Here is a 17176-nt window from a genome sequence, read left to right on the forward strand (position 1 = left end):
ATGCCGCACATCGCGGCAGACGCAATCCCTTCGACAGTGAATACTGCAGACCCGCGCAAGCGATTCCCTCGCTCTGCGCGGGTTCGCACGCGTGCCGAATACTCAACGGTCTTCAACGGCGCCCGCCGTGTGTCCGATCCGCTGATGACCCTGCACTGGCTGCCGGCTGACCGGCCGGCCAGGCTGGGTCTGGCGGTTTCCCGCAAGGTTGATCCGAACGCCGTCGGGCGTAACCGGATCAAGCGCGTCCTGCGCGACATCCTGCGTCAGACACGTACCGATATCCAGCCAGGCGACTTTGTCGTCGTGGCTCGTAGTGCTGCGCGTTCCGCCAGCAACGACGAGATCCGCCAGGCCTTCCTGCGCCTGCTGCGTCGCCTGCGTGCATTGCCCACGCCGGGCGTGGACGGCACAATGCCGCCGCCTGATGGCATCGCAACTCCTTCTTTGACCGAGCCGGCATCGCGTCCCGGCCCCGCCGAGCCTGTCCGCTGATGAACCAGACCCGCGTATTCCTCATTTTTGCCTGGCTGATGGTGGCCGTGCTGCTGTGGATGGAGTGGAGCCGTGAAAAGGCTGCTCCGACCCCGGCACCGACGACCACGTCGGCCCCGGCCGCCGCACAGAGCGTTCCGGGCGCAACCCCGGGCGCCATCCCCAGCGCCCAGGTGCCGGGTGCCCCCGGCCTGGCCGCCGTGCAGGCCCAGGCCAGCGCCACCCCGGCCAGCCAGCGCGTGACCGTCACCACCGACGTGCTGCGTCTGGTGCTCGACGGCGGCCGCGTGCTCGATGCCGAGCTGCTGCAGTTCCCGCAGACCAAGGACGAAGGCAGCCCGCCGGTCCGCCTGCTGACCGAAGACCCCGCGCACCCGTACAGCGCGATCAGTGGCTGGGCCAGCGAAGACAAGAACACCCCGGTCCCCGGCGCCGACGGCTTCAAGCTGGTCGGTGACACCAAGGACTTCGTGCTGGCCAAGGGCCAGAACGAGCTGCAGATCCCGTTCGTGTGGACCGCCGACAACGGCGTGACCATCAAGCGCACGCTGACCGTCTCGCGCAACGAGTATGCCGTGCGCTTCAAGGATGAAGTCAGCAACGCCGGCGCCGCGCCGTGGAACGGCTACGTCTACCGCACCCTGGACCGCACCCCGACCATCCTGTCGCGGAGCATGACCAACCCGGATTCCTTCAGCTTCAACGGTGCCACCTGGTACGACAACGACAAGAAGTACCAGCGTCGTGCGTTCAAGGACTACCTGGAAGACGGCACGCTGAACCAGAACATCACCGGCGGCTGGCTGGCGATGCTGCAGCACCACTTCTTCACCGCCTGGATCCCGCAGAAGGACCAGACCGCACACTACGTGCTGTCGCAGGTGGCCGGTCGTGACCTGATCGAAGCGCGTGGTCCGGCCTTCACCGTGGCCCCGGGCCAGTCCACCAGCACCGAAGCCCGCCTGTGGGTCGGCCCGAAGCTGGTCAACCTGATCGCCAAGGAAGACGTGCCGGGCCTGGACCGCGTGGTCGACTACAGCCGCTTCTCGATGATGGCGGTGATCGGCCAGGGCCTGTTCTGGGTGCTGAACCAGGTGCACAAGCTGGTCGGCAACTGGGGCTGGGCGATCGTCGGCCTGGTGGTGCTGCTGAAGCTGGTGCTGTACCCGCTTTCGGCGACCCAGTACAAGAGCGGCGCCAAGATGCGTCGTTTCCAGCCGCGCATCGCGCAGCTGAAGGAACGCTATGGCGATGACCGCCAGAAGTTCCAGACCGCGATGATGGAGCTGTACAAGAAAGAAAAGATCAATCCGATGGGCGGCTGCCTGCCGATCCTCATCCAGATGCCGATCTTCTTCGCCCTGTACTGGGTGCTGGTGGAATCGGTCGAACTGCGTCAGGCGCCCTGGTTCGGCTGGATCCAGGACCTGACCGCACGCGACCCGTACTTCATCCTGCCGGTGATCAACGTGGCGGTGATGTGGTTCACCCAGAAGCTGACCCCGGCACCGGGCATGGACCCGATGCAGCAGAAGATGATGCAGTTCATGCCGCTGGTGTTCGGCGTCATGATGGCCTTCATGCCGTCCGGCCTGGTTCTGTACTGGGTGGTCAACGGCGGCCTGGGCCTGCTGCAGCAGTGGTGGATGACCAAGCGCCATGGCGGCGAGCCGGTCCCGGCCACCACCGCCCCGGCCCCGGTCAAAAAGAAGTAATCCGACCGGCAGGTCGCCGGCTTTGTAGAGTCGACCTTGGTCGACTGCCATTGAGCCCCGACCGACCCGCAGAAGCCCGCCGCAAGGCGGGCTTTTCGCATGCGGCGTTAGAATCGCCGGCACACCGTTCCTCCATCCATCGAGTCCGCCATGCCGCGTGCGTCGTCGTTCCGCCTGTTCCTGCCCTCGCTGTTGTTGACCCTGGTCGTTGCCGGCTGTGGCGACAAGGACGCGAAGGCACCGGTAACCGGCGTGACACAGCCCAGCGCGCAGGCCGCGGCCGCCGCCGACCCGGCCGCCGCGCCGTTGCTGGCTGCGCTGCAGAAGCAGCTCGACGGTTACCGTCGGATCATCGTGCTGCTGGCCGACGAAGAACAGCAGTCGGCCGCCGACCGCGGCACCTCCACGCGCGTGGGACAGCAGCTGTTCCACGATGGCCTGGAACAACGCTCGGCGATCGCCGCGCAGTTCGACACCCTGCTGCGCGGTACCAGCCCGCAGCGCTTCGCCATCCTCGGCACCGTGCTGGACTACATCGAGTCGGCGCCGGAACTGTTCGACGCTGACCGCCTGGCCTTCCGCGAAGTGCTGCGTGATCTGCATGAGCGCATTGGCACGGATTCGTCGCTGCCGGCGGTGAAGCTGCATCAGCGCGTCGGCGAGGACCTGGAGGCGCTCGACGAGATCGAGCGCAACTACAACCAGGAACTGACCCGCATCTTCAGCCGCTTCGAGCGCACCCGTGCCATCGAGCTGAAGCGTGAGAAGTGGGACGACTACATCGCCCACCTGCACAAGGACTACAGCCGCGAAGCGATCCTGCGCGACTATGGCGTGATCGAGCCGTACCCGATGTCGATGAAGGACAGCGACCGCGAGATCTTCGGCCGCGACCTGCCGGCAAAGACCGTGGTGCTGACCTTCGACGATGGCCCGCACAAGGCCTACACCGATGAAGTGGTGGCCATCCTCAAGCGCTATGACGTGCCGGGCGTGTTCTTCGAGGTAGGTCGCAACCTGGGCAAGGTCGAGGCCGACGGCAAGGTCAGCCTCGGCCCGATGGCGAAGATCAGCCGCAACCTGATGGAAGAGGGCTATGCGGTCGGCAACCACAGCCTGACCCACGCCCAGCTGTCGCGCACCACCGGGGATGCGCTGCGCCAACAGGTACTCGACACCGACACGCTGCTGAAGGACGTCGACAGCAAGCGCGCGCCGCTGTTCCGCTTCCCGTACGGCGCGCGCAACGCCGAAGGCCTGCAGTTGCTCAACGAGGCCGGGCTGAAGTCGATCATGTGGAACATCGACTCGATGGACTGGGCCGACCCGGTACCGGAGTCGATCGTGCAGCGCGTGCTCGACCAGGTGAACAAGGAACAGCGCGGCATCATCCTGTTCCACGACATCCACGACCGTGCGGTGAAGGCGCTGCCGCAGATCCTCGACCGGCTGATCGCCGATGGCTACCAGTTCGCCGGCTGGAATGGCCGCGAGTTCACCGTTGCCCGCGCGCGCAAGGGCGAGGCCAGTGCTGCCACCGTCACTACCGGCTACGAGAAGTCCTGGGCGATCGTGGTCGGCATCGACACCTACGCCAAATGGCCGAAGCTGGAGTACGCCAGCCACGATGCGCAGGCGGTGGCCGATACCCTGACCGGGCAGTTCGGCTTCCCGTCCTCGCAGGTGATCGTGCTGAAGAACGAGCAGGCCACCCGCAACAACATCCTGGCCGCCTTCCACGACCGCCTGGCCGACGACCGCACCGGCAAGAACGATCGCGTCTTCGTGTTCTTCGCCGGCCATGGCGCGACCCGCCAGCTCGCCTCCGGGCGCGACCTCGGCTACATCATCCCGGTCGATTCGGATCCGAAGGAATTCGCCACCGACGCGATCGCGATGACCGACATCCAGAACATCGCCGAAAGCATGCAGGCCAAGCATGTGATGTTCGTGATGGATGCCTGCTACAGCGGCCTCGGCCTGACCCGTGGCGGCCCGTCGTCGTCGTCGTTCCTGCGCGAGAACGCGCGTCGCAGCGCGCGGCACATGCTGACCGCCGGTGGTGCCGACCAGCAGGTGGCCGATGCCGGCCCCAACGGCCACTCGGTGTTCACCTGGGTGCTGCTGCAGGCGTTGGCCGGCAAGGGCGACCTCAACGGCGATGGCCTGATCACCGGTACCGAACTGGCCGCCTACGTGGCGCCGGCGGTCTCGGCGGTCTCGCACCAGACCCCGGCCTTCGGCAGCCTGCCCGGTTCGCAGGGCGGCGAGTTCGTGTTCCAGGTGCCGGACAGCCAGGAATTCCTCAACGCCGATACGTGGCAGCTGACCGCCGATGCGATCGCGCTGAACAACAAAGTGGATGCCGCCAGCGAAGCCAAGGGCAGCCAGGCACCAGTGACCGTGGCCGACCTGCAGGGCGGCAAGGCCAAGCTGGTGGTGCCCACCGCCGGACCTGCCTCCGACCGCCAGCGCGCACAGCAGGCCAATGACCGTGGCCTGCAGCTGTACCGCGAGAAGCAGTACGACGAAGCGGTGGCGCAGTTCACCGAAGCGCTGAAGCTGCGCCCGGACTTCGCCCAGGCCGCTAACAACCTCGGCTTCGTCTACTACCGCCAGCAGCGCTATGCCGAAGCGGCGCGCTGGCTGGAGAACACGCTGAAGATCGACCCCTCGCGCGCCGTGGCCTATCTCAACCTGGGCGACGCCTACTTCAACGCCGGCGACAAGGCCAAGGCCAAACAGGCCTACACCACCTACCTGGCGCTGCAGCCGCAGGGCAGCGGCGCGGCCCAGGCGCGTGCGCAGCTGGAGAAACTCTGAGCCATGAACGACGCGATCCGCACCGACACCATCGTGGCCATCGCCAGTGCGCCCGGCGCGGGTGGTGTCGGCCTGCTGCGCCTGTCCGGCCCGCGTGCCGCAGCGATTGCCAATGCGCTGGGTGCACCTGCACTGCGTCCGCGCCACGCGCACTACGCGCGCCTGCGTGATGCCGACGGCGAGGTCATCGACGATGGCATCGTGCTGTGGTTCCCGGCACCGAACAGCTTCACCGGCGAAGAGGTGGTGGAACTGCAGGGCCATGGCAGCCCGGTGCTGCTGCAGCAACTGGTCGCGCGCTGCATCGCGCTCGGTGCGCGCCAGGCGCGCCCGGGTGAGTTCAGCGAGCGCGCGTTCCTCAACGGCAAGCTCGACCTGGCCCAGGCTGAGGCCATCGCCGACCTGATCGCCGCGGGTGACAACCGCGCCGCACGCGCTGCACGCCGTTCGCTGGATGGTGTGTTCTCGCGCCGCATCGACGCGGTGGTCGAGCAGTTGGTGCTGCTGCGCATCCATGTGGAAGCGGCCATCGACTTCGCCGACGAACCGCTGGATACCCTCGGTGGAGCACAGGTGCGCCGTGGCCTGGAACAGGCGCGCAGCGACCTGGCCCTGCTGCGGCGGGATGCCGAGCGCGGCCGACGCCTGCGCGATGGCCTGCATGCAGTGCTGATCGGGCCGCCGAATGCCGGCAAGAGTTCATTGCTCAATGCGCTGGCCGGCAGCGAACGCGCCATCGTCACCGACATCGCCGGCACCACCCGCGACACCCTGCGCGAGACCATCCGCCTGGACGGCCTGGAGCTGACCCTGGTCGACACCGCGGGCCTGCGCGACGGCGGCGACGCCATCGAACGCGAAGGCATGCGCCGCGCGCACGTGGAAATCGAACGCACCGACCTGGCGCTGATCGTGCTGGATGCGCGCGATCCGGCTGCGGGTGAAGCGGCGCTGGGCGATGCCGTGGCGGCGGTGCCGCACAAGGTCTACATCCACAACAAGTCAGACCTGCTGACGGCGCTGCCGACACTGGACGATCCGGATCGGGTGTTCGTTTCGGCGGCCACCGGCGCCGGACTCGAAGATCTGCATGCGCGCCTGCGTTCGATTGCCTCGGCCGGGGCAGGCGAGCAGGTGGACGGCGAGTTCTCCGCACGCACCCGCCACGTCGATGCGATCGAGCGCGCGCAGGAACACGCGCAGCGCGCCGATGGCGAGCTGGCGCATGAGCACCTGGAACTGGCCGCCGAGGAACTGCGGCTGGCGCATGACGCGCTGGGTGAGATCACCGGGCAGATGAGTGCCGATGACCTGCTGGGAAGGATCTTCTCCAGCTTCTGCATCGGCAAGTAAGGTCGGGGCCAGATCCCCGAAGGGATCTCTGACCCCGTCATCGATCAATCGCTCGGCTCATGCTCTGGCAGGCGCCAACCTTCGCCCTGGCAGGTGCCAACCTTCGCTCTGGTAGGTGCCAACCTTGGTTGGCACAGGGCGTCCGGGGTCATGGACGCCGGCTGGCAGAGCGCCGACCAAGGTCGGCGACTACCGGATCCATGGGGTCCCCCGCCTGTCACATTGCCGCCGCATACTGACGCCCATCACATACCGCTTGGGGAAGTCGCAGTGAAGTCGTGGGGTTGTGCGTTGCTGTTGTCGCTGGCCGTGGCACCATCGGTGGCCATGAGTGCTGAATCCTCCACCCCGGCCGCGCACAATGTGTCGGTCTATGGCCACCGCGGGGCAAGCGCACTGCTGCCCGAGCACACCCTGGCGGCCTATGCGCAGGCCATCGCCGATGGCGCCGACTACATCGAACCGGACCTGGTGATGACCAAGGACGGGGTGATGGTGGCCCGCCACGAGAACGAGATCAGTGGCACCACCGATGTCGCCTCGCATCCGGAATTCGCCAGCCGCCGCACCAGCAAGGTCATCGACGGGCAGAAGGTCGATGGCTGGTTCACCGAAGACTTCACCCTGGCCGAGCTGAAGACGCTGTACGCGCGTGAGCGCCTGCCGGAACTGCGCAGCACCGCCTACGATGGCCAGTTCCGCATCGCCAGCCTCGACGAGATCCTTGCGTTCCTGGTGCAGCAGGCCGGCCGCGCCAACCGCGGCATCGGCCTGGTGCCGGAGATCAAGCATCCGACCTACTTCCAGTCGATCGGCCTGCCGATGGAAGACAAGCTGCTGGCCGCGCTGCGCGGCAATGCCTATACCAACGTGGGCCCGGTCACCATCCAGTCGTTCGAGACCGCCAACCTGCGCTACCTGCGCGGCAAGATCGGGCGGGGCAGCAACATCCGCCTGCTGCAGCTGCTGTGGAAGGGCGATACCCAGCCGGCCGACATCGCCAAGGCCGGCGGCACGCTGACCTATGCGCAGATGATGACCCCGGCCGGACTGAAGGACATTGCCAGCTACGCCGACAGCATCGGCCCGGAGCTGCGCTCGATCATTCCGCTGGACGCCAAGGGTGCACTGGGGACACCGACCACGCTGGTACAGGACGCACATGCAGTGGGCCTGATGGTGATTCCGTATACCTTCCGCCCGGAGAATCATTTCCAGGCCAGCAACCTGCGCAAGGGCGCCGACAACGCGCGCAATGCCGAGGGGTCGGTTGCCGAGATGCGCGCCTATCTGGCCACCGGCATCGATGCCTTCTTCACCGACGACCCGGCACTGGGCCGGCAGGCGGTGGATGGCATGGGCGCGGCGGGGAATGCGGCGAACTGACCGGCCAATGCCGCCGGGCATTGCCCGGCGCTACCGGATGTGACGGAATGCTCTGGTAGTTGCCAACCTTGGTTGGCATGCAGCAGGAGCGCCGACCAAGGTCGGCCACTACCGGGTCATGAAGATGCCGGACCCCGTCACCCGCTCAACCGCGGGGGTCTTCCGGCCGACGGAACGGGATCACCACGTAGTCCTGGCCCTCGCGCGGCTGCCACAGCACCGGCACGCGCTGCGGTGACGGCGGTTCCAGCTCGTCGTCGGCCAGCGGTTCGACGTCTTCTTCTTCGTCTTCCCAGCTGTAGCGCGGGCGCGGCGGCAGCGGGTCGGCGTTGCGGAACAGCAGCGCAGCAATGATGCCGGCGAAGGCGCCGCCCATGTGCGACTGCCAGGACACACCATCGGCGTGCGGCAGGATGGTTATCAGCATGCCGCCGTAGAACAGCATGCCGATCAGGCCGGTGGCGATGGCCGCGCGATCGCGGCGCAGCAGGCCCAGGCTGGCCAGCAGGAACATCAGGCCGTGGGTCACGCCACTGGCGCCCAGGTGCACGCTGCCCGGATTGCCCAGCATCCACGCACCGATGCCCGAGCCCAGCCACAGCAGGGGCAGGGCGCGCACGGTGGCTTTCGGGTAGACGCTGCCAGCCAGCGTGCCGAGGATCAGGATCGCGATGCTGTTGGCGGCGATGTGCTCGACCGAGGCATGCAGCATCGGGCCGCCGATCAGGCCAAGCAGGCCCTTGGCTTCCAGTGGCGCGACCGCCCACGGTCGCCAGTCGAACGTGCCCTGCAGGGCGAACACGGCCACCAGCACCAGCACGGCGGCCAGGCTGACATTGAACGCCCGCAGGATGCGCGAGCGGTCATTGCGGGGGGCCGGCACGTCGCCAGCGGGCAGGGGCGCGTTGTTGTTCATACCTCAGCAATGGCGGTGGTTGGCGCGAAACCAAGGCCACCGCCGCGGGAGAGTGGAAACGGCCGGCGGGACAATCCCACCGGCCGCGCCATCCAGCGGGTCAGGCTCAGGCCTGGCCTTCGCCTTCCTTCGGCGGGTACTTCAGGCTCAACACCACGGTAGCGGCGATGATCACCGCTACCACGCCCAGCGAGATCGGGGTCGGGATCTTGAACAGGTCGATGATCATCATCTTGATGCCGATGAAGCCCAGCACCAGCGCCAGGCCGTACGGCAGCAGGTGGAAGCGGTCGGCCATGCCGGCCAGCAGGAAGAACATCGCACGCAGGCCCAGCACCGCGAACACATTGGAGGTGAGCACGATGAACGGGTCGGTGGTGATCGCGAAGATCGCCGGGATGCTGTCCACCGCGAAGATCACGTCGGTCACCGCGATCAGGATCAGCACCGCGAACAGCGGGGTGAACCAACGCACGCCGTCGCGCTTCACGCTCATCGCGTTGCCGGCGTAATCCGGCAGCAGGCGCAGGTGCTTGCGCATCCAGCGCAGGGCGGGGTTGGCCTCCAGGTCCGGCTCCTGGCCGGCGGCGAACCACATCTTCCAGCCGGTGAACAGCAGGAAGGCGCCGAACACGTAGAGCAGCCAATGGAACTGGGTGATCAGCACGCTGCCGGCGAAGATCATGACCGTACGCAGCACGATCGCGCCCAGAATGCCGATGATCAGCACCTTCTGGCGCTGCTCCTCCGGCACCGCGAAGTAGCTCATGATCATCAGGAAGACAAAGATGTTGTCGACCGCCAGCGCCTTCTCGACCAGGTAGCCGGTCAGGAATTCGAGGCCGACCTTGTTGGCCACCACCTGGCCCGCGGTCTCATTCAGGTAGTACCAGAGGCCCGCATTGAACAGCAGGGCCAGCGCGACCCAGCCGATGGACCACCACAGGGCCTCCTTGAAGGTGACCTTGTGCGGCCCACCATGGCGCATCAACACGAGGTCGACCAGCAGGGCGATGACCACCACCGCTGCGAAGCCGCCCCACAACCACACGTTACCGATCGTCTGCATTGGGAATGTCCGTTGGAAAGATGAATGCCAGGCCGGACGGCGAGGATCTGCAACGGAGGATCGGGAGGGGGATCCAGGGACAGAGCTTCGCCAGTACGGCGAAGGTCTCGCTCGCAGTTCCAGTCGGCTGGAACTGCCGTTGCACCGGAGCCTGCGGGCTCGAAATGACGGCGACAACGTCTGGGAGCTACTCCCCTTCTGGCGCCGATTCTGCGGCCTGGCCGGGCTGCCGTCAAATGCCGGGTGGCCGGGGCCCCCGCTCTGGTAGATGCCAACCTTGGTTGCCATGCCGGCCGGCCCGCCCTGGTAGGTGCCAACCTTGGTTGGCACGCCTTGCCCGGGCCGTTCAGCAACGCCCGTCGAGCCAGCTCGACTCTACGAAAGCGCCCCCCGGCTACAATAGGTGGATGAATACCCCCCTTCCGATTGTCCGCCTCAAGAACGCGTGGCGTTCCAGCCACCCGTGGATCTTCCAGAAACTGGTCGAGAAGCCGACCGTCCGGCCCAAGCCCGGTTCCATCGTCGACGTGGTCGGCGTGGACGGGGAGTTCATCGGCCGCGGGTTCTACAACGGGCACTCGCGCATTGCCGTGCGCATCCTCGAAACCGACCAGAACGTGCCGGTCGATGCTGGCTGGTTCTCGCGCAAGATCGCCCAGGCGGTGTCGCTGCGCCGTGAGGTGCTGAAGCTCGACGCGGTGTCCGACGCCTGGCGCGTGGTGCACAGTGAGGGCGATGGCTTGTCCGGCCTGGTGGTGGACCGCTACGGCGATCTGGTGGTGGTCGAATTCTTCGCCGCCGGTATGTTCCGCCACCGCGAGTGGATCTACGACGCCCTGCGCGAGCAGTTCCCGGGCTGCCGCTTCCACAGCTTCGCCGACGAGCACGTGCAGAAGCAGGAAAGCTTCGACTTCCACGGCAACACCACCACCGAAGCGGCGGTGATCACCGAGTACGGCATCAAGTTCCGCGCTGACCCGGCCGGTGCGCACAAGACCGGCTTCTTTGCCGACCAGCGCGAGAACCGCGAGTGGCTGAGCCAGCAGGTGGAAGGCAAGAGCGTGCTCGACCTGTGCTGCAACACCGGCGGTTTCGCCGTGTACGCGGCGGCGCGTGGTGCCACTGAAGTGGTCGGCATCGACATCGATGAAGACGTCATCCAGATCGCCAAGGGCAATTCGCGCCTGAACAACGTGCGCCCGAAGTTCGTCCAGTCCGACATCTTCCCGTGGCTGCGCGACGCCGCCAACCGCGGTGAGCAGTACGACGTGGTGATCCTGGACCCGGCGAAGATGACCCGCGACCGCGACCAGGTGATCACTGCGCTGAAGAAGTACCTGGACATGAACAAGCTGGCGCTGGGCGTGGTGAAGCCGGGCGGCCTGTTCGCCACGTTCTCCTGCACCGGCCTGGTGGCCGAGGACCAGTTCCTCGACATGCTGCGCCGCGCGGCCTATTTCTCCGGCCGCACGATCCAGATCCTGAAGGTGGCCGGCGCCGGCCCGGATCATCCGTTCATGGCCCACGTGCAGGAATCGCGTTACCTCAAGGCCGTGTTCTGCCGCGTGGTGGACTGATTTCCAGATGCAGAGTCGAGCGATGCTCGACTCGCGGTGCCTGATCAGTCGAGCACAGTTCGACTCTACAAATCCGCGGTCCGCAGCGCTATGGTCGGGCTCTTCCCATTGCCGGTGAGAGCCCATGCCATCGTTGCGCCACCTGTCCGTCGTGCTTGCCCTGGCGCTGTGCGCGCCGCTGTCGGCTCATGCCATCGAGTTCAGCGCACAGGAGCTAGCGCGCGCCAAGGCCCTGCAGCAGCGCCTGGTCACCCTCGACAGCCACCTGGATACGCCGGCCAATTTCGGCCGAACCGGCTTCGACATCGAGCAGCGTCACGACCGCAATGCGCTTTCGCAGGTCGACTACCCGCGCATGGTCGAAGGTGCGCTGGACGGCGGTTTCTGGGCGATCTACACCGATCAGGGCGACCGCAGCCCCGCTGCGCACCTCGCCGAGCGTGACCATGGCCTGCAGCGGCTGCTGGAGATCCGCGAAATGCTGGCGGCCAACCCCGAGCGCTTCGCGCTGGCATTGACCGCCGATGACGCGGCGCGGATCAAGGCCGCCGGCAAGCGCGTGGTCTACATCAGCATGGAAAACGCCAGCCCGCTGGTGGAAGACCCGAGCCTGCTGTCGTTCTACCACCGCGCCGGCCTGCGCCTGCTCAGCACCGTGCACTTCGCCAACAACGAGTTTGCCGATTCGGCCACCGATCCCAAGGGTGCGGAGTGGAAAGGCCTGAGCCCGGCCGGCAAGGACCTGGTGCGGCAGGCGGTGAAGCTGGGCATCGTGATCGACCAGTCGCATGCGTCCGACGCGGTGTTCGACGACCTGCTGGCGATGATGCCGGTGCCGTTCGTGCTGTCGCACAGCTCGGCCAAGGCGGTCTACGACCACCCGCGCAATCTGGATGACGCGCGCCTGCGCAAGCTGGCCAAGGCCGGCGGCGTGATCCAGGTGAACGCCTATGGCGGCTACCTGATCGACACCGCAAAGACGCCCGAGCGCAAGCAGGCCGAGGAAGCGCTGAGCAAGCAGCTGGGTGGCTGGGAAGGCATGGGCATCGAACAGGGCGTTGCCCTGCTGAAGGCCGAGCAGGCGCTGGACCACGAGCACCCGGTGCGCCATGCCAGCCTCGATGACTTCTTCGCCCACTTCGAGCACATCCTCAAGGTGGTCGGCCCCGAGCACGTGGGCATCGGCCTGGACTGGGATGGCGGCGGTGGCCTGAGCGACCTGCCCGATGTCAGCCAGCTGCCGAAGATCACCGCGTGGCTGCTGCGCAAGGGCTATACCGAGAAGCAGATTGCCGGCATCTGGGGCGGCAACCTGCTGCGGGTGATGCGGCAGGCGCAGGACTACGCTGCAAAGCAGGGCGGTTGACCGCCCTGCGGAAGTGCCGGCCGCTGGCCGGCATTGCCCGTATCAACAGGATGCGAGGTGCCGGCCAGCGGCCGGCACTACCGGTGATCCGGTTATTTCGCGATCAGCGCGTGGCGGCGGCTGTACAGGAAGTACAGCACCAGGCCGGCCAGGTTCCACAGCAGGAAGTACAGCTGGGTGCTGTGCGGCAGGCTGAGGAACAGATAGATGCAGCCCAGCGCGGCCAGCGGACCAACCACGAAGGCCAGCGGGGTACGGAAGGTACGTTCGCGGTTCGGCTCGCGCAGGCGCAGCACCACCAGGCAGATGCCCACGGCGGTGAACGCGGCCAGGGTGCCGGCATTGGCCAGCGCCGCGATCTCGTCCAGGCGGGCCACGCCGGCCAGCGCCGACACCACCACCGCGGTGAACAGCGTGGTCGCCACCGGCGTGCCGGTACGTGCGTTGACCTTGGACAGGCCACGCGGCAGCAGGCCATCGCGGCTCATCACGAAGAAGATGCGGCTCTGGCCGTACAGGAAGGCCAGCAGCACCGTCGGCAGCGCGATGATCGCGATCACGCCGATCACCATCGCCGCGGTCGGATGGCCCAGCTGGCGCATGATCAGGGCCAGCGGCTCGGCGCTGTGGCCGAACACCGCGTAGCTCATCGCACCGACCGCGGCCAGCGCGACCAGCACGTAGACGATGGTGCAGCCGATCATCGAACCGATGATGCCGATCGACAGGTCGCGGCCTGGGTTCTTGGTTTCTTCGGCGGCGGTGGAGATCGCATCGAAGCCGTAGAAGGCGAAGAAGATGATCGCTGCCGCCGCCATTACGCCGTGTTCGACGCCATCAGGGCCCATCGACTTGGCAAAGCCATACGGCATGAACGGCTGCAGGTTGGCGCTGTCGAAGGCGGGCAGGGCCACGGCCACGAAGATGGCCAGCGCGATCAGCTTGAACACCACCAGGATGGCATTGAGGGTGGCGCTTTCCTTGGTGCCGGCCATCAGCATGCCGGCCACCAGCCAGGTGATGACGATCGCCGGCAGGTTGATCATGCCGCCTTCCACGTGCGGGCCGGCTGCGAGCCACGCTGGCAGGTGCACGTTCCAGCCGAACTGGGTGTGGACCCATTCGAGGAAGCCGACGAAGTAGCCGGACCAGCCCACCGCCACCGTACTCACCACCAGCGAGTACTCCAGGATCAGGCTCCAGCCCACCACCCAGGCAAACACTTCGCCCAGCGCGCTGTAGCTGTAGGTGTAGGCACTGCCGGCGGCCGGCATCATCGTCGACAGCTCGGCGTAGGACAGTGCCGCACAGGCACAGACCGCACCGGCGATGGCGAAGGAGATCAGCACCGCCGGGCCGGCCAGGTTGGCACCGACGCCGATCAGCGTGTAGATGCCGGTACCGACGATGGCGCCAATACCCAGCGCGATCAGGTGCGGCCAGCTGAGCGTCGGGATCAGGCGCCTGCCGGCTTCGTGGACGGTGACGGAATCTAGGGACTTGCGCCGGAACAGGGACATGCAGGCCTCGGAAGGGGTGACTAAGAACGACAAGTTCCCGAGTGTGACCGAACGCAGCGCAGCATTACCACTGACGGGGGTCATACGAGGGTCAGATGCGTCACCGGCGCGGCTGTACTCCGAGCATTCTGCCGGAATCGGCACAAATGCCGACAGGATTCGAAATGATTCGATCCCTCAAGGCGAGCCGGGAGGCGCTTGAAGCGTGAGAGCAGGGGCCAGATCGATGCTGACCCGCTGCGGATCGACCACCGGCGCCGCACCTTGGGTTCTCAACTGGGCCACCAGCACTTCGAAGCCCTGGGCGCGGCCGAACGCATGCTCGTCCAGGGTCAATGGCAGCAGCTGCAGGAAGTCGAATCGTCCCGATGGCAGTTGCTGGGGTCCAGGAAAATGCAGTGACGGAACGAAGACGGCCGCCTGCAGCATGCTCCCTGCGTGATCCACCGGCCCCCCCAGCTTCAGCCGGTCCCATGGCGCCAACGGATTGCCGGGCATGCGTGAGTGGCACAGCAGCAGGTGGTACGCGGTGAACCAGCGCAAGGTGGTCAGTGCCCAGGTCGCTTCTTCCTGCGTCTCAAGCATCAGTTCGATGCCCAACCCCGAATCGCCATCTTCGTGCCGCCCTTCCCAGGGGTTGGACAGGCCGGAGCTGACATAGATCCAGTGCCTTCGATCACCGTGCGGAGGGCAGGCATTGACGCCGACATGCAGCCAGCGCGGGTCGATCTGGTCCTGCTTGAAGACGTTGCGCAGCAGATCCATGTCGATCGGATAGATCCCCGGCCCGGTATCGCCGAACAACCGCCGGTACAGCGTCTCCTCCCGATATTCCCAGCTGCGCTCCAGCAGGGTGTCGTCGTCCATGGTGCTCACTCGGCCACCTTGCCGGGCCAGCGGCAGCCGTCTTCCTGCCAGGCCTCGACGTCATCGTGGAAGGTGGTGCGACGTCCGTCGCGGCTACGCTCGTAGCTCAGGTCCAGCACCAGCGCGCCCTGCGTGCTCAGCAGGTAGCGGCCGTTGAGGCGCCCGTTGATGTGCTCTTCCCAGACGCTGTCGAACTGGTAGGGGCGGTCTTCGGCCAGCACCGTGGTCTCCATTGAAACCCGGCGCAGCAGCAGGCGTTCGCGCTGCCCGGCATAGCGAACGTCGGCCTGGCCGTCATCCAGCCAACGCCATTCCAGATGGATGCCGTCATTGCGGCCGCCGCTCAGGCAGCGATGATCCTGTCCGGTGGCCGCCGGGGCGGTCGTGTTGGCCAGAAGCAGCAGGGCGCCCATCGCCGTCGGCGAGGGTTTCATCCGTTCAGCCCCAACCGGATGCCGAACCCCACCAGGAACAGGCCGGCCACGCGGCGCAGCGCGTCGCTGATCCGCGGATGCTGGATCAGCCGGCGACGGGCCAGGTTGCCCACGCCGATCAACATCGAGCAGTAGGCGATGCTGACCACCAGGATGATGCCCGCCAGCGCAGCGAAGGTGGCGATGCCCTGGTGTGCCTTCGGATCGATGAACAACGGCAGGAAGGCCATGTAGAACAAGATCGCCTTCGGATTGAGCAGACTGACCAGGATCGCCTGCTGGAAGTAGCGCCCCGGCTGCATGCGGATCGGGCCGGCGTCGCCGCCCTCGTGCTTCGGCGTGCGCAGCAGGCTGATGCCGACCCACACCAGGTAGGCCGCACCCAGGTACTGCACCGCGTGGAACACCAGCGGGTTGGCCTTGAGCAGCGCCGCCACGCCCGCCAACGCCAGCCACATCAGGATCTGATCGCCGACCAGCAGGCCGGCCAGCGCGGTATAGCCACCACGCACGCCGCCACGGCCTGTGGCGGTCAGCAGCGTGAAGGTGCCGGGGCCGGGCAGGGCGAGAAACACCAGCACAGCGACCAGAAACGTCCACAGGTCCTGGATGCCCATCCACGGCATGGCGGCGTTCTCTTGTTACGGGGGGCCGCCATTGTCGGCCAGTGCCGCCGTTGGCGACAGGGGGCGGGTGAGGCCAGTGGGCATGCCAGACAGCAGCGGTTGCAGGTGCTGGCGCAGCTGCGCATGCAGTTGCCGTACCGCGGGCGAGAACTGCTTGCGGTGCGGACATACCAGCTGCAGCGGGATGCTGCTGCCAACACCATCGAGCAGCAGCTGCAGGCGCCCGGCCAGCACGTCCTCGCGCAGGTCCAGCCAGGACTTGTAAGTGATGCCTTCGCCGGCCACGGCCCAGCGTCGCACTACATCGGCGTCGTCGCAGACCAGCGGACCGCGCACCGGAATCACGCTGCGACGCCCGTCGACCTCGAATGACCAGCGATCGTAGGCGCGGCCGTTGAGTTGATAGACCAGGCAATCGTGCTCGCGCAGATCCTCCAGGCGGGGGGGCGTGCCACGCCGCTGCAGGTAGTCGGGCGAGGCGGCCAGCACGCGTCGATTGCCTTCCAGCAGCGGCAGGGCGACGTAGTTGGCGTCGTCGAAGTGGCCGATGCGGATGGCCACGTCGACCGGGTCGCGGAATACATCGGCCACCTCGTCGGACAGGCGCAGGTGCAGGCGCAGCCGCGGGTGCGCAGCGCGGAAGGCGCTCAGCCAGGGCAGCAGCAGGTTGCGGCCGAGGTCCGAGGGCGCCGACAGCTGCAGGGTGCCGTGCAGCTCGGTGTCCTCGCCCTGCACGCGGGCCTGTCCCTCGCGCAGGGTGGCCAGTACCTCCTGCGCATACGGCAGGTACAGCGCACCCTCGCCGGTGAGGCGCAGGCTGCGGGTGGTGCGCACGAACAGGCGCAGGTCCAGCTCGCGTTCCAGCCGCGCCACCGCCGCGGCGACCTGCCCGGGCAGCAGGTCGGCCTCGCGCGCCGCCTGCGAGAAGCTGCCCAGTGCGGCAGTGCGAACGAACAGCTGCAGATCGTCGAAGCGGATCATCTTCATTGCCAGAGTGAAAGTGCTGCCCGATTCTGCGCCTTTCTGCGG

14 protein-coding genes are annotated in these 17176 nt (G+C 66.8%); 7 read left to right on the top strand and 7 right to left on the bottom strand.

Annotated features, from left to right (window positions below):
* The 5 genes from rnpA (at position 1) to N7573_RS05940 (ending at position 7772) form a co-directional block, all read left to right on the top strand.
* Positions 1–495: a ribonuclease P protein component gene (gene rnpA, locus N7573_RS05920; RefSeq protein WP_021203275.1), complete on the top strand. Its 495-nt coding sequence runs from the start codon at positions 1–3 to the stop codon at positions 493–495.
* Positions 495–2210 carry a membrane protein insertase YidC gene (yidC, locus tag N7573_RS05925; RefSeq protein ID WP_279912605.1) on the top strand — a complete coding sequence of 572 codons (1716 nt, stop codon included), beginning with the start codon at positions 495–497 and terminating at the stop codon, positions 2208–2210. The genes rnpA and yidC overlap by 1 nt, the downstream gene beginning before the upstream one ends.
* Positions 2211–2360: 150 nt before the next feature.
* Positions 2361–5033, top strand: a complete 2673-nt coding sequence (locus N7573_RS05930; protein ID WP_279912606.1) for a polysaccharide deacetylase family protein — start codon at positions 2361–2363, stop codon at positions 5031–5033.
* A 3-nt stretch (positions 5034–5036) separates the two neighbouring features.
* Positions 5037–6386 carry a tRNA uridine-5-carboxymethylaminomethyl(34) synthesis GTPase MnmE gene (gene mnmE, locus N7573_RS05935; protein WP_049399027.1) on the top strand — a complete coding sequence of 450 codons (1350 nt, stop codon included), beginning with the start codon at positions 5037–5039 and terminating at the stop codon, positions 6384–6386.
* 270 nt (positions 6387–6656) lie between these two features.
* Complete coding sequence (locus tag N7573_RS05940) at positions 6657–7772, top strand: glycerophosphodiester phosphodiesterase (protein ID WP_279912607.1); 1116 nt, start codon at positions 6657–6659, stop codon at positions 7770–7772.
* Positions 7773–7917: 145 nt separating this feature from the next.
* Here N7573_RS05940 and N7573_RS05945 read toward each other — a convergent pair whose 3' ends face one another.
* Together N7573_RS05945 and N7573_RS05950 are read right to left on the bottom strand one after the other, a co-directional pair.
* Positions 7918–8688 (bottom strand): rhomboid family intramembrane serine protease, encoded by a 771-nt coding sequence (locus N7573_RS05945; RefSeq protein ID WP_279912608.1) that lies wholly within the window; start codon positions 8686–8688, stop codon positions 7918–7920.
* A 106-nt stretch (positions 8689–8794) separates the two neighbouring features.
* The gene (locus tag N7573_RS05950) at positions 8795–9757 is read right to left on the bottom strand and encodes a TerC family protein (RefSeq protein ID WP_164090401.1); all 963 of its coding nucleotides are present in this window, start codon (positions 9755–9757) and stop codon (positions 8795–8797) included.
* A gap of 407 nt (positions 9758–10164) precedes the next feature.
* Between N7573_RS05950 and N7573_RS05955 the strand changes: the two genes are divergently transcribed.
* Together N7573_RS05955 and N7573_RS05960 are read left to right on the top strand one after the other, a co-directional pair.
* A complete protein-coding gene (locus N7573_RS05955; protein ID WP_049400342.1) occupies positions 10165–11334 on the top strand; it encodes a class I SAM-dependent rRNA methyltransferase in 1170 nt (389 codons plus the stop codon).
* 124 nt (positions 11335–11458) lie between these two features.
* Positions 11459–12700 (top strand): dipeptidase, encoded by a 1242-nt coding sequence (locus N7573_RS05960; RefSeq protein ID WP_182266965.1) that lies wholly within the window; start codon positions 11459–11461, stop codon positions 12698–12700.
* A 92-nt stretch (positions 12701–12792) separates the two neighbouring features.
* On the opposite strand, the gene N7573_RS05965 is transcribed toward N7573_RS05960, so the two are convergent.
* The 5 genes from N7573_RS05965 to N7573_RS05985 all read right to left on the bottom strand — a co-directional run bounded on the left by N7573_RS05965 (position 12793) and on the right by N7573_RS05985 (position 17134).
* Entirely contained in the window at positions 12793–14220 is a 1428-nt protein-coding gene (locus tag N7573_RS05965; protein ID WP_032128498.1) for an amino acid permease, read from the bottom strand.
* A gap of 177 nt (positions 14221–14397) precedes the next feature.
* Entirely contained in the window at positions 14398–15087 is a 690-nt protein-coding gene (locus tag N7573_RS05970; protein WP_219629534.1) for a suppressor of fused domain protein, read from the bottom strand.
* Positions 15088–15092: 5 nt separating this feature from the next.
* Complete coding sequence (locus N7573_RS05975; RefSeq protein WP_279913704.1) at positions 15093–15521, bottom strand: hypothetical protein; 429 nt, start codon at positions 15519–15521, stop codon at positions 15093–15095.
* The gene (leuE, locus tag N7573_RS05980) at positions 15518–16147 is read right to left on the bottom strand and encodes a leucine efflux protein LeuE (protein ID WP_005411716.1); all 630 of its coding nucleotides are present in this window, start codon (positions 16145–16147) and stop codon (positions 15518–15520) included. Before leuE ends, N7573_RS05975 begins: the two co-directional genes overlap by 4 nt.
* Positions 16148–16162: 15 nt before the next feature.
* A complete protein-coding gene (locus tag N7573_RS05985) occupies positions 16163–17134 on the bottom strand; it encodes a LysR family transcriptional regulator (RefSeq protein ID WP_279913703.1) in 972 nt (323 codons plus the stop codon).
* Between the last annotated feature and the right edge of the window lie 42 nt (positions 17135–17176).

This window comes from Stenotrophomonas sp. GD04054 (assembly GCF_029836955.1).
In the GTDB taxonomy this organism is placed as follows: Bacteria; Pseudomonadota; Gammaproteobacteria; order Xanthomonadales; family Xanthomonadaceae; genus Stenotrophomonas; species Stenotrophomonas maltophilia_A.